Origin of the sequence: Mitsuaria sp. CC2 (assembly GCF_048957715.1) — a bacterium.
In the GTDB taxonomy this organism is placed as follows: Bacteria; Pseudomonadota; Gammaproteobacteria; order Burkholderiales; family Burkholderiaceae_C; genus Roseateles.
Genome location: NZ_JARVXN010000018.1, coordinates 70,916 through 83,950 on the forward strand (window position 1 = coordinate 70,916; position 13,035 = coordinate 83,950).

At 68.7% G+C, this 13,035-nt stretch carries 11 protein-coding genes and 1 riboswitch; of the genes, 3 read left to right on the top strand and 8 right to left on the bottom strand.

Features of this window, described 5'->3' with window-relative positions; all coding sequences use genetic code 11:
• Positions 1–2 precede the first annotated feature (2 nt).
• From PV762_RS12965 to PV762_RS12985, 5 genes are all read right to left on the bottom strand, one after another.
• Positions 3–815: a putative hydro-lyase gene (locus tag PV762_RS12965; RefSeq protein WP_421035425.1), complete on the bottom strand. Its 813-nt coding sequence runs from the start codon at positions 813–815 to the stop codon at positions 3–5.
• A 145-nt stretch (positions 816–960) separates the two neighbouring features.
• Positions 961–1,914 (bottom strand): LysR family transcriptional regulator, encoded by a 954-nt coding sequence (locus PV762_RS12970; RefSeq protein WP_421035426.1) that lies wholly within the window; start codon positions 1,912–1,914, stop codon positions 961–963.
• Positions 1,915–1,992: 78 nt separating this feature from the next.
• Positions 1,993–3,543, bottom strand: coding sequence for an ammonium transporter (gene amt, locus PV762_RS12975; protein ID WP_421035427.1), 1,551 nt, complete (start codon positions 3,541–3,543; stop codon positions 1,993–1,995).
• A 40-nt stretch (positions 3,544–3,583) separates the two neighbouring features.
• Positions 3,584–3,922 (bottom strand): P-II family nitrogen regulator, encoded by a 339-nt coding sequence (gene glnK / locus PV762_RS12980; RefSeq protein WP_067279313.1) that lies wholly within the window; start codon positions 3,920–3,922, stop codon positions 3,584–3,586.
• A 10-nt stretch (positions 3,923–3,932) separates the two neighbouring features.
• Positions 3,933–4,655, bottom strand: coding sequence for a TorF family putative porin (locus tag PV762_RS12985; RefSeq protein WP_421035428.1), 723 nt, complete (start codon positions 4,653–4,655; stop codon positions 3,933–3,935).
• A gap of 237 nt (positions 4,656–4,892) precedes the next feature.
• Between PV762_RS12985 and PV762_RS12990 the strand changes: the two genes are divergently transcribed.
• Together PV762_RS12990 and PV762_RS12995 are read left to right on the top strand one after the other, a co-directional pair.
• Positions 4,893–5,117, top strand: a complete 225-nt coding sequence (locus PV762_RS12990) for a hypothetical protein (protein ID WP_421035429.1) — start codon at positions 4,893–4,895, stop codon at positions 5,115–5,117.
• 22 nt (positions 5,118–5,139) lie between these two features.
• Positions 5,140–6,657, top strand: coding sequence for a YifB family Mg chelatase-like AAA ATPase (locus PV762_RS12995; RefSeq protein ID WP_421035430.1), 1,518 nt, complete (start codon positions 5,140–5,142; stop codon positions 6,655–6,657).
• Positions 6,658–6,747: 90 nt separating this feature from the next.
• Here PV762_RS12995 and PV762_RS13000 read toward each other — a convergent pair whose 3' ends face one another.
• Both PV762_RS13000 and metH read right to left on the bottom strand, forming a co-directional pair.
• Entirely contained in the window at positions 6,748–7,404 is a 657-nt protein-coding gene (locus tag PV762_RS13000; protein ID WP_421035431.1) for a glycine zipper 2TM domain-containing protein, read from the bottom strand.
• Between the two features lie 163 nt (positions 7,405–7,567).
• On the bottom strand, positions 7,568–10,270 hold the full coding sequence (gene metH, locus PV762_RS13005; RefSeq protein ID WP_421035646.1) for a methionine synthase: 2,703 nt from the start codon (positions 10,268–10,270) through the stop codon (positions 7,568–7,570).
• 150 nt (positions 10,271–10,420) lie between these two features.
• Positions 10,421–10,525: riboswitch (S-adenosyl-L-homocysteine riboswitch) on the bottom strand.
• A gap of 198 nt (positions 10,526–10,723) precedes the next feature.
• Here metH and PV762_RS13010 point away from each other — a divergent pair.
• A complete protein-coding gene (locus PV762_RS13010; protein WP_421035432.1) occupies positions 10,724–11,929 on the top strand; it encodes a phosphohydrolase in 1,206 nt (401 codons plus the stop codon).
• 3 nt (positions 11,930–11,932) lie between these two features.
• On the opposite strand, the gene PV762_RS13015 is transcribed toward PV762_RS13010, so the two are convergent.
• Positions 11,933–13,027 carry a homocysteine S-methyltransferase family protein gene (locus PV762_RS13015; protein WP_421035433.1) on the bottom strand — a complete coding sequence of 365 codons (1,095 nt, stop codon included), beginning with the start codon at positions 13,025–13,027 and terminating at the stop codon, positions 11,933–11,935.
• Between the last annotated feature and the right edge of the window lie 8 nt (positions 13,028–13,035).

Here is a 13,035-nt window from a genome sequence, read left to right on the forward strand (position 1 = left end):
GATCAGGCCGCGACCAGGTCGCGGTTCAGCAGGTCGGTCACCAGCATGTGACCCGGCGCGTGAGTGATGCAGAAGGGCGGACGCGCCGTCGCGATCGCCGACTGGGGGGTGACGCCGCAAGCCCAGAAGACCGGGAGCTCGCCGTCGCGGATGTCGACGGCGTCGCCGTAGTCGGGACGCGCGATATCGCCGATGCCGATGCGTGACGGATCGCCCAGATGCAGCGGCGCGCCATGCACTTGCGGAAGCTTCGAGGTGATCTGCACGGCGCGGATCGCGTCGGCCGCCGTCAGCGGCCGCATCGACACGACGGTCGGCCCGCGGAAGACGCCGGCCGGCGTGGTCGGGATGCTGGTGCGGTACATCGCGACGTTGCGTCCCTGCTCGACGTGGCGCAGCGGGATGCCTTCGGCCAGCAGCGCGTGCTCGAACGAGAACGAGCAGCCGATGACGAAGGCCACCAGATCGTCGCGCCACCAGCGCAGCACGTCGGTGGGCTCGTCGACGAGTTCGCCGTCCCGCCACACGCGGTAGCGCGGCACGTCGGTGCGCAGGTCCAGGTCGGCGCCGAGCGCCGCCAGCATCGGGTCGCCGGGTTCGGTCACGCCGAGCAGCGGACAGGCTTGCGGGTTCAGCGCGCAGTAGCGCCGGAAGTCCGCGGCGAGCCCCGCCGGCAGGATCGCGAGATTGGCCTGCACGAACTCGCTCGCGAGTCCGCTGGTGTGGCCGGTGAAGCCGCCGCCTCGCGAGGCGATGCGGACGTCGAGCGCGCTGGACGACGCGTCGAGATCGGGGAGATCAGTCGGTGGGCTCATGGCGGGATCGCGGGGAAACGCGGCGTGGCTTCCCTGGGCTGTCTGACGATGGGGCGGATTGTGGAAGTCGCCCGCCCTCGCGATCCAACGGAAATTTTCCGAGTCGCCTCATCGATTTTTTCGATGACGACAGCAGCGCTTCTGCTTATCGCCGGGACGATGCCGACGCCATGCGGGCTTTCCCGGAAGACCGGCCGGACGCCCTCCCCGCGGCCTGCCGCGCGACGTGATCCAGCGCGGAGTCGAGCACCGACTCCGTCAGCTGCGAACTGGGATCCTCGCGATAGCTCGCGTGGATCGGCAACGCCGCCAGGTCGGTGTCACTGCGCAGCACCCGCAGCGAGGTCCGCTTCGCGAGCTGCTCCGCCACCGCGACCGGCAACGTCGCGATGCCGAAGCCGCCTTCCACCAGCTGCACCATGGCCGAGATCGACGAGATCGCATGCACGCGCGGCAGCGGGAGGCCGGACTCCTGGAACATCTGCAACAGCGCCTGATGCGGCTGCGAGCCGCGCTGGAAGGTCAGCAGGTCGTGGCCCGCCAGGTCCGACAGTCCGTAGCGGCGTTGGGTGTGCAGGTCCGACCGGCCGACGAATCCCATGGTCATCGACGCCATCGCCCGGGTGCGCACGCCGCCGGCATCCGCCGCGGGAATCGCCGCGAAGACCAGGTCCTGCGCGCCGCGGCGCACCTGGTCGACCAGCACGGGCGAGGTTTCCACCGTCAGCTCGAGCTCGAAGTCCGGATTCGCCGCGCGCATCTCCTGCAGCCAACCGGTGAGCCAGCTGTGCACCACCGATTCGATCGCGCCGATGCGCAGCACCGTCGGCCGACCCGCGCCGCCGGTGCCGCCCATCTCTTCCTTCACCTGCCGCTGCACGTCGAGCAGCCGCTGCGCGAGTGTCTGGAAGCGCTGGCCAGCGACGGTCAGGCGGAACTGCTTGTCGCGCCGGTCCAGCAGCACGACGCCAAGCTCCTCCTCCAAGGTCGCGATCCGGCTCGACAGCGCGGACTGCGTGATGTGCAGCTTCTCCGCCGCGCGCGTGATGCTGCGCAGCGAGGCGGCCCAGTGGAAGGCTTCGACAAAGCGGAGGTTCATGGCGGCGGATTATGGGGAGCTGCCGACGAAAAAAAGCCGCCCCGAAGGGCGGCCTGAGCATTGCAGGAGATTGAAGTTTTACTTGTGATACGCGGTTTCGCCGTGCGACGTGATGTCCAGGCCTTCGCGTTCTTCCTCTTCGGAGACGCGCAGACCGATCACCAGGTCGACCACCTTGAAGGCGATCACCGAGACCACGCCCGACCACACGATGGTCAGCAGGACGGCCTTGAGCTGCGTGAAGACTTGCGTGCCGATCGAGTAGGCGTCCGGCGCGATGGTCGCGGCGGTGACCCAGTCGCCGACGGCCGAGGGGCCACCCAGGCTCGGGCTGTTGAACACGCCGGTCAGCAGCGCGCCGACGATGCCGCCCACGCCGTGCACGCCGAAGACGTCCAGCGAGTCGTCCGCGCCCAGCAGCTTCTTCAGTCCCGACACGCCCCACAGGCAGGCGAAGCCGGCGACCAGGCCGATCACCAGACCGCCGCCGATGCCGACGTTGCCGGCGGCCGGGGTGATGGCGACCAGGCCGGCCACGGCACCCGAGGCGGCACCCAGCATCGAGGCCTTGCCCTTGAGCAGCGCTTCACCGACGCACCAGGCCAGCACCGCGGCAGCGGTGGCGAACAGCGTGTTGATGAAGGCCAGCGCGGCGAAGCCGTTGGCTTCCAGCGCGGAGCCGGCATTGAAGCCGAACCAGCCCACCCACAGCAGCGAGGCACCGACCATGGTCAGCGTCAGGCTGTGCGGCGTGAAAGCTTCCTTGCCGTAGCCGATGCGCTTGCCGACCATGAAGGCACCGACGATGCCCGCGACGGCGGCGTTGATGTGCACCACGGTGCCGCCGGCGAAGTCCAGCGCGCCCCACTGCCAGATCAGGCCGGCCTTGCTGTTCATCTCATCGACCACGGCGGCCGAGGTGTAGGCGTCCGGACCCATCCAGAACCAGACCATGTGGGCCATCGGCGTGTAGCTGAAGGTGAACCACAGGACCATGAAGAGCAGGACCGCGCTGAACTTGATGCGTTCGGCGAAGGCGCCGACGATCAGGCAGCAGGTGATGCCGGCGAAGGTCGCCTGGAAGGCGGCGAAGACGATCTCGGGGATGTAGACGCCCTTGCTGAAGGTCGCGCCCGGCGCGAAGGTGCCGGCGACGTTGTCCCAGATGCCCTTCATGAACAGCCGGTCGAAGCCGCCGATGAATTTGTTGCCCTCGGTGAACGCCAGGCTGTAGCCGTACAGGGCCCACAGCACGACGATCAGCGAGAAGGTGACCATCACCTGCATCAGCACCGACAGCATGTTCTTGCTGCGGACCAGGCCGCCGTAGAACAGGGCAAGACCCGGCACCACCATCATGATCACCAGCATGGTGGAGACCATCATCCAGGTGGTGTCGCCCTTGTTGATGACGGGCGGCGCGGCCGCGGCGGCCGACGCGGCATCAGCGGGGGCCGAGGCGGCAGGGGCTGCGGCATCGGCGACCGGCGCCGACGGCGCGGGGGCCTGGGCGGTGGTCTCGCTGGCGATGGCGGCTGGCGCGGACGCTGCGTCCTGCGCCATGGCCGCGGGGGCCAGGCTGGTGAAAGCTGCCGCGGCCAGGGCCAGGCAGGCGAGGAGTTTCTTCATGTTGCGGACTCTTTTCGTTGGGTCTTGGGGAACGTCGTGCTCAGAGGGCGTCCTGGCCGGTTTCGCCGGTGCGGATGCGGATCACCTGGTCGAGCGGGGAGACGAAGATCTTGCCGTCCCCGATCTTGCCGGTGCGGGCGGCGTTCTCGATCGCCTCGATGACCTGCTCGACCACGGTGTCGGAGACCGCGGCCTCGATCTTCACCTTGGGCAGAAAGTCGACGACGTACTCCGCGCCGCGGTACAGCTCGGTGTGGCCCTTCTGGCGGCCGAAGCCCTTGACCTCGGTGACGGTCAGCCCCTGGACGCCGATGGCGCTCAGCGCCTCGCGCACTTCATCCAGCTTGAAAGGCTTGATGACGGCAGTGATCAGTTTCATGCGTAGCTCCTCAGAAGACCTTCTTGACGGACACGACCACACCGTTCTTGCCCAGGTCCTTGCCCTTGCCGCCGATGTAGTTGTCGGTGTTGGTGGCGACGAAGCCGGCGCCGAAGGTGAAGCCGGACCAGTCCTTGTTCACCGTGAGCGAGTAGTCCGTGTAGCTGAAGTCGCCGTTGTTCTTGACCTTCTGGTGGCCGATGTGCGGCGTCAGCGAGAAACCGCCGCCGACGTCGAAGGTCGCGGCAGCCTCGAGGTAGCTGCTGTTCTTGGAATCGGCGAAACCGAACAGGTTGCTGATGCTGTGCGAGTACTTGACGGTGGCCGGGCCAAAAGTGACGGCGCCGTACAGCTCGTTGGTGTTGGCGCTGACGGGCAGGTCGTTGCCCGGGTAGTTGTAGCGCAGGAAACCGACGTCGACGGTGACGCCGCCGCCGACCTCGGTCTTGTAGCCGGCGTAGGTGTCGATCTCGACATCGGCGTCGCCGCCGCCGTCCTTGATCCACTTGATCGTGGAGGCCCAGGCCCCGACGTAGAAGCCGCTCGAATGGGCGTAATCGACACCGCCCTGCAGGGCGGGCTTGAGACGGGTCTGCGAGATGCCGCGGTAGCGGTAGTCGGAGGTGACGCTGACGTTGAAGGACAGCGGGTTGGCCTCCTGCGCCAGCGCCGGGAGGGCGATGGCGGCGATGGCGGCGACGGCGGCGGCGCGGACGACGGCGGTGGGCTTCATGCGCGGGGACTCCTGATTGTTTGGGGCGACTCTGGGCGACTGCTTTCCGGACGAGGCTTTGCAGCTTTTGTGCCAAGCGGTCCCGGGCGACGCCGTTCCCCCATGAAGGGGCCCCATTCCGGCTCACATCGCCACGAACGGTTGCCGATCACGCCCCGTCCCGCGTCGAGGCGCACCAAATGCATGCACAAGCGGGGGAGTGGTTAACCCTGGAAACGCCCCAACAGGGTGCTAGGCGTGAAATCGTTCGCTGCGGACACTGCGGAGCTCGTGAACCGGATGGGTGCGCAAGAGATGCAGATGCAAGGAACTCAGGGGAAGGCCGCTGCCGGTGAGCCCCTGGTCGCGGACGATTCACCCGGCGCGGCGATTGACGGCACCCGTTGGCCGCACGGGGCGGAATTGCTGAAGGCAACCAAGGATGCCATTGCCACCGTGACGAAGGACCTTCCTCCCCGTTGAACACACGGTGATCAACATGGCGATGTCCCTCTCCATCATCCATAGCCGAGCGCTGGACGGCCTCTCGGCTGCGGCGGTCGAGGTGGAAGTCCACCTGGCCAACGGCCTGCCCAGCTTCACGCTGGTGGGGCTCGCGGACCTGGAGGTGAAGGAATCCCGCGAGCGCGTGCGCGCCGCGCTGCAGAGCAGTGGTCTGGAGTTCCCGGCGAACAAGCGGATCACTGTCAATCTGTCGCCAGCCGACCTGCCGAAGGAAGGGGCGCGCTTCGACCTTCCGATTGCGCTGGGGTTGCTCGCCGCGAGCGGCCAGATCGACGCGGACATGCTCGCCAACATCGAATGCGCCGGCGAACTCGGCCTGTCCGGCGAACTGCGACCGATCAAGGGCGCCTTGGCGATGGCGCTCGCGTTGCGTGCTGCGAAGCTGGATCGGGCACTGGTCCTGCCACGCGGCTGCGCCGACGAGGCGGCGCTGGTGCAAGGCCTGGTGGTCCGGGAGGCGGCGCATCTGCTCGACCTGGTGAATGCGTTGCAGCCGAACAGCGAATCGCCCCTGCCGCGCGTGCAGCGCGATCCGCCGCCGCGCGGCGAAACGCCGCTCGACCTGCGCGACATCAAGGGCCAGTCAGGACCGAAGCGGGCCTTGGAGATCGCTGCGGCGGGCGGTTTGAGCATCCTTCTGGTCGGACCGCCGGGGACGGGCAAGTCGATGCTCGCGCAGCGGCTACCGACGCTGTTGCCGCCCTTGTCGGAATCGGAAGCGCTGGAATCCGCCGCACTGCTCAGCGCCAACGGGCAGTTCCGCCCATCCATGTGGGCGCAGCGCGCTTTCCGGGCCCCGCATCACAGCGCCTCGTCCGCCGCGATGATCGGTGGAGGATCGCCGCCTCGGCCCGGCGAGATCACGCTCGCGCAACACGGGGTGCTGTTCCTCGACGAGTTGCCAGAGTTCCAGCGGATGTCGCTGGAAGCGTTGCGCGAGCCGCTCGAAACCGGTCGCGTGCACATCTCGCGCTCGGCCCATCAAGCAGAGTTCCCCGCACGCTTCCAGCTGGTTGCCGCCATGAACCCCTGCCCCTGCGGACATCTCGGCAATCCGACCAAGGCGTGCCGATGTTCGCCGGACCAGGTCACGCGATATCAGAACCGGTTGTCGGGACCGCTGCTCGATCGCATCGATCTGACGGTGGAGGTGCCGGTGCTGCCTCCGACCATCCTGTCGGCGGCCGCAGACGGCGAGACGAGCGCCGCAGTCGCCGCCCGCGTCGCCGCGGCGCGTGATCGCGCCGTCAGGCGCCAAGGATGCTCGAACGCGATGCTGGCTGCCGGACAACTCGACGGTCATCTGGGCATGTCGCCGGAGGGCGAGGCCATGCTCCATCGCGCGGCCGCCCGGCTGGCCTGGTCAGCGCGCAGCTTCCACCGCGTGCTGCGCATCGCGCGTACCGTCGCCGACCTGGCCGGCAGCGACGTCATCACGGCCTTGCATGTCTCCGAAGCGATCCAGTGGCGCCGGGCGCTGCCGGGGCGCAACGACTGACCCTCGCGTCCGCAGGAGGGAGTCCGTCCAGAAACGACAACGCCGGCATCGCCGGCGTTGTCGATGAGCGCACGCGAAACCGCGCCGCGCTTATTGGCGGATCAGCTGACCTTCGCTGGCGCGCACGACGTCGCCGCTCTGCACGCCCGGGTCGTGGCTGAAGGTCATCGTGCGGTTGCTCTGGTCGGCGTTGCGCATCTTGACCACCCACACGGTCGTGCTGCGCTGGCGCTTCTCGATCTCGTTGCCGGCATAGCCGCCCGCGACCGCGCCGCCCACCGTGGCGATCTTCTTGCCCGTGCCGCCGCCGACCGCGCTGCCCAGCAGGCCGCCGACCACCGCGCCGCCGACGACGCCGATGCCGGTGCCCTGGCCTTGGCGGGCCTCGGTATGGACCGACAGCACCGTGGCGCAGGCCGAGCAGATGCGGGATTCCGACTGCGCGGAGCCGGACGATCCGTTGTTGTCGGCGGAGCCGGTCGAGCCGACATCGCGCGGCGCCTGCTGCGCCACGCGGCGCGGCTCATTGGTCGAGCGCTGGACGGCATCGTCGCCGGAACGACGGGCCGCGCGGGACTCGTCCGCGGCGTTGGCGCCGTTGCGGTCGACCACGTTGCCCTGCTGCTCGGTCGCCGCGATCGGCGAGTCGGGCATGGACGGCGCCGCTTGACGCCCCGCAAAGAAGGCCGCCACGACCAGCACGGTCGCTCCCACGGCCCCGGCCGCGATCTTCTGATTGGTATTCATCGCCATCATTCACCTCTTATGGTTTTCCCCTAGGAACGGGGGATGAGCGAAGAATGCCACGCTGTTACAAGTCGCGGGGCCCGAAAACTGTCCCGTTTGTAAAGGGGTGAAACGCGGCCTGTAGGACAAGGCCGCGTGATTCGGTTTTCGTTGCGCGGACGCCTCAGCCGAGCAAGGGCGCCAGTGCCCGCTGCGCGGCCTCGTGATCGAGCGCCATGCGCGCCGCCCAGTCCGCCACCTGGTCGTCCCCGATGCGGCCGACGTTGAAGTACGCCGCTTCCGGATGCGCCAGGTAGAAGCCGCTCACGCTGGCCGCCGGCGTCATCGCCATGCCTTCGGTGAGTGCCATGCCGATGTCCTCGGCCTGCAGCACGCGGAACATGTCCCGCTTGACCAGATGGTCCGGACAGGCCGGATACCCCGGCGCCGGACGGATGCCGCGGTACGACTCGGCGATGAGTTCCTCGTTGCTGAGCGTCTCGTCCGCCGCGTAGCCCCACAGGTCCAGCCGCACGCGCTGGTGCAACCGCTCGGCGAAGGCTTCGGCCAGGCGGTCCGCCAGCGCCTTGAGCATGATCGCGGAGTAGTCGTCCAGGTCGTCGATGAACTGCTGTTCCTTCTTGTCCACGCCGAGGCCGGCGGTCACCGCGAACAGCCCGATGTAGTCCGGCACCGTGCCCTTGGCCGCGACGAAATCCGCCAGCGCCCGGTTGGGTCGGCGCACGCCGTCCACGACCGGCCGCTCGGACTGCATGCGCAGGCCGCGCCAGGTCATCAGCACCTCGGTGCGCGATTCGTCGCTGTAGATCTCGATGTCGTCGTCGTTCACCTGCGCGGCAGGGTACAGGCCCATCACGCCGCTGGCGGTCAGCCACCGGCCCTCGATCAGGCGCTGCAGCATGCGCTTGCCGTCGCTGAACACGCGCTGCGCCTCGGTGCCGACCACCTCGTCCTTGAGGATGGCCGGGAACGGCCCCGCGAGGTCCCAGGTCTGGAAGAACGGGCCCCAGTCGATGCACTGCGCGAGCTCGGCCAGGTCGTAGTTGCGGAACTGGCGCCGGCCGATGAAGCGCGGCACCGCTGGCGTGTAGGTGGTGAAGTCGGCGCGGTGCTTGTTGGCGCGGGCCTGCGCCAGCGTCACCAGCGGCGTCTGCTTCTTGTTGGCGTGCAGCTCGCGCACCTTCTCGTAGTCGGACTTGAGCTCGTCGATGAAGCGCGTGGCGCGCTCGTCGGACAGCAGCTCCGAGCACACGCCCACCGAGCGCGACGCGTCCGGCACGTAGACCACCGGGCCTTCATAGTGCGGCGAGATCTTGACGGCCGTGTGCACGCGGCTGGTGGTCGCGCCGCCGATCAGCAGCGGGATCTTCTTCATGCGGAAGTAGTCGTCGCGCTGCATCTCCGCGGCAACGTACTGCATCTCTTCCAGGCTGGGCGTGATCAGGCCCGACAGCCCGATGATGTCCGCACCCTCGACCTTGGCCTTCGCGAGGATGTCCTGGCACGGGACCATCACGCCCATGTTGACGACCTCGAAGTTGTTGCACTGCAAGACCACCGTGACGATGTTCTTGCCGATGTCGTGAACGTCGCCTTTCACCGTCGCGATGACGATCTTGCCCTTGGAGCGCACGTCCGCACCGGCGGCGGCCATCTGGCGCTTCTCTTCCTCGATGTAGGGCACCAGGTGCGCGACGGCGGACTTCATCACGCGCGCGCTCTTGACCACCTGCGGCAGGAACATCTTGCCGGCGCCGAACAGGTCGCCGACCACGTTCATGCCGGCCATCAGCGGGCCTTCGATCACGTGCAGCGGGCGGCCGCCGCCGGCGCGGATGCCCTGCCAGGCTTCCTCGGTGTCTTCGACGATGAAGTCGGTGATGCCGTGGATCAGCGCATGCGACAGCCGCGCGCCGACGTCGCCGGCGCGCCAGGCCAGCTTGGCGCTGTCGTCCTTGGCCGCGCCCTTCACCGACTCGGCCACCTCCAGCAGCCGTTCGGTCGAATCCTCGCGGCGGTTCAGCACCACGTCCTCGACGCGCTCGCGCAGGTCGGCGGGGATCTCGTCGTAGACGCCGACCATGCCGGCGTTGACGATGCCCATGTCCATGCCGGCCTGGATCGCGTGGTACAGGAACACCGTGTGGATGGCCTCGCGCACCGGCTCGTTGCCGCGGAAGCTGAATGACACGTTGGACACGCCGCCGCTGACCTTGGCGCCGGGCAGGTGCTGCTTGATCCAGCGCGTGGCCTCGATGAAGTCGACGGCGTAGTTGTTGTGCTCCTCGATGCCGGTGGCGATCGCGAAGATGTTGGGGTCGAAGATGATGTCCTCGGGCGGGAAGCCGATCTCGTCGACCAGCATCCGGTAGGCGCGGGTGCAGATCTCGATCTTGCGCTGGTAGGTGTCGGCCTGGCCGGTCTCGTCGAAGGCCATCACCACCGTGGCCGCGCCGTAGCGGCGGATCAGCTTGGCCTGGCGTCGGAACTCCGCCTCGCCTTCCTTCAGCGAGATCGAGTTGACGATGCCCTTGCCCTGGATGCACTTCAGGCCGGCCTCGATCACCTCCCACTTGGACGAGTCGATCATGATCGGCACGCGGGCGATCTCGGGCTCCGAGGCGATCAGGTTGAGGAAACGCACCATCGCGGCCTTGCTGTCGAGCATGGCCTCGTCCATGTTGATGTCGATGACCTGCGCGCCGTTCTCGACCTGCTGGCGGGCGACGCTCAGCGCGGCCTCGAACTCCCCGTTCAGGATCAACCGCGCGAAGGCCTTGGAGCCGGTGACGTTGGTGCGCTCGCCGATGTTCACGAACAGCGTGCCGGCGCCGATGTTCACCGGCTCCAGGCCGGAGAGCTTCATCGGCGGCACGGCGACGGGCGTCGCGGCGGGGGCTGCGGAGATGTCGGAGGCGGAATTCGGGGCGGACATGGCGGCGGCGCTTTTCGAAGCTGGACGTGAGCTGGAACGAAAGACGGGGCCGCGCAACTCACCGCAACCCCGCGGAACGCGGGTCGGTGAGCGCCGTTGTGAGGCGGTGTCCGGGAGTCCGACACCGCCGTTCCGAGCCTGGCGGGCACCCGGGTGACGGGACCTGTCGCAACGCTCCTCGGAAACCACCGCCACCGCAGGGACGCGGGTGCGGCCTTGCTGGGAGCGGGAACAGCGTGCATTCTACCGATCCGGCCCTGGTTTGTTCGTGCCGTAATGCCTTGCACTGCCCGCCGCGCCCCTATCCTCGCCGGCGCGGCGACGCAGAGCGCCGCACAACGACACAACAACGACAAGACGACGACACGTCGAAGGGAAGGCACCGTGGATCTGGTCCAACTTCCACCCAACAGCCTGCGCGTGGGACAGGTGTTGACGTTCTCGCTGCGGGACGCGGCGGGGCATCTGCTGTTCGCCTCCGGGCATCCGCTGCCCGACACGCCGCAGGTCCGCGACCTGCTGGCCCGCGGCCCGTTCGTGCAGGCGCACGAGACGCGCGAGTACCAGCGCGCCCTGGCCCACAAGCTCGACACGATGATGCTGCAGGGCGCGTCGATGTCGGCGCTGGCCAGCGCGACCGCCGAGTACAAGCCCACCCGGCCCATGCCCGTGCCGCAGCAGACGGTGCCGGCGCACACCGCCATCTGGGCCGACCTGCAATGGCATGCGCAGCAGGTGTTGCGCGATCCGCGCCGGCCGGACTTCCTGATGCGCCTGACCGAGCTCCTCGACAAGGTGGTGACCCGGCTCACGCAGCAGCCGGACGCCTCCCTGGCGATGCTGGTGCACGACGCCGGCCAGGAGCCGCTGCAGTACAGCGCGCGGCATGCGCTGCTGTCGCTGGCGCTGGTCGAGATGACCACCCGCCAGCTCGGCTGGGGCGAGGGCCGCCGACGCACGCTCGGACTGGCGGCGCTGACGATGAACCTGGACAGCGGCGCGCAGCAGGATCAGCACGCGCTGCGGCCGGAAGCGATCGGGGACATGCAGCGCGAACAGCTCGCCGGCCACGGTGATCGCGCGGCGGAGACGCTGCTGTCGATCGGCGTCGACGACGACGATTGGCTGACCGCCGTGCGCCTTCACCACGACGCCGGGCCCGGGCCGCTGGCCGGCCGTTCCGACGGCGAGCTGATGGCGCGCCTGCTGCGGCGCGCCGACGTCTACGGCGCGCGGCTGAGTCCGCGGCGCAGCCGCCGGCCGCTGTCAGCGGCGCAGGCGGCGCGAGCGGTCTACCTCGACGAGCTCCAGCAACCCGACGAAGCCGGTGCTGCGCTGATCAAGGCGATCGGGCTCTACCCGCCGGGCTCGCTGGTGCGCCTGGCCAACGGCGAGGAAGGCATGGTCCTCAGGCGCGGCCACAGCGCCAACGCGCCGACGGTGGCTTCACTGCTCGGCCGCAGCGGTACGCCGCTGACCACGCCGGTGCTGCGCGACACGCGCCTGCAGGCCCAGGCCATCATCGCCAGCCTCGCGCCGCATGAGATCCGGCTGCGCATCAACATGGACGCGATGTTGAAGCTGTATTGAGGCTCAGGCCTCTTCGGCTTGCGCGACCAGCCCGCTGAACAGCCTGCTGCCCCAGCGGCGCGGCTGGTAGGCGGAGACCTTCTGCGCGATCGCGCGGATGTGGTCCGGCGTCGTGCCGCAGCAGCCGCCCGCGATGTTCAGGAAGCCCGCGGCGGCGAACTCGCCGACCAGGCGGCCGGTGACGTCCGGCGTCTCGTCGAAGCCGGTGTCGCTCATCGGGTTGGGCAGGCCGGCGTTGGGATAGCAGGAGATCGGGGTGTCGCCGGCCGCCTTCGAGAGTTCCTCGATGTAGGGCCGCATCAGCGCCGCGCCCAACGCGCAGTTCAGGCCGATCGCGATCGGCTGCGCATGCCGCACCGAGTGCCAGAACGCCGTCACCGTCTGCCCCGACAGGATGCGCCCGGACGCGTCGGTCACCGTGCCGGAGATGATCACCGGCAGGCGTTCGCCGGTGTCGTCCATCAGTTCGTCGACGGCGAAGATCGCCGCCTTGGCGTTCAGCGTGTCGAAGATGGTCTCGATCAGGAACAGGTCGACGCCGCCTTCGAGCATCGCCTTGGCCTGCTCGTAGTACGCCTTGCGCAGGGTGTCGAAGTCGACATTGCGCGCGCCGGGGTCGTTGACGTCCGGACTGATCGACGCCGTGCGCGGCGTCGGGCCGAGCGCGCCCGCCGCGAAGCGCGGCTTGTCCGGCGTGCTGAACGCGTCGCAGGCCTCGCGGGCCAGCCGCGCGGCGGCGACGTTCATCTCGTAGGCGTAGTCCTGCAGGCCGTAGTCCTCCTGCGCGACGGTGGTCGTGCCGAAGGTGTTGGTCTCGATGATGTCGGCGCCGGCGTCCAGGTACTGGCGGTGGATCTCGCTGATGACCTCGGGCCTGGTCAGCACCAGCAGGTCGTTGTTGCCCTTGAGGTCCTTGGGATGATCGGCGAAGCGCTCGCCGCGGAAGTCGGCTTCCGTCAGCTTGTAGCGCTGGATCATCGTGCCCATCGCGCCGTCCAGGACGGCGATGCGTTGCGCCAGGATGGCGGGCAAGGCGGCGCCGCGGGTGTAGGCCACGGCAGGGCGGGCGGCGGGACGGGCGGTGGTCGGGGCGTTCATGGGCTCCG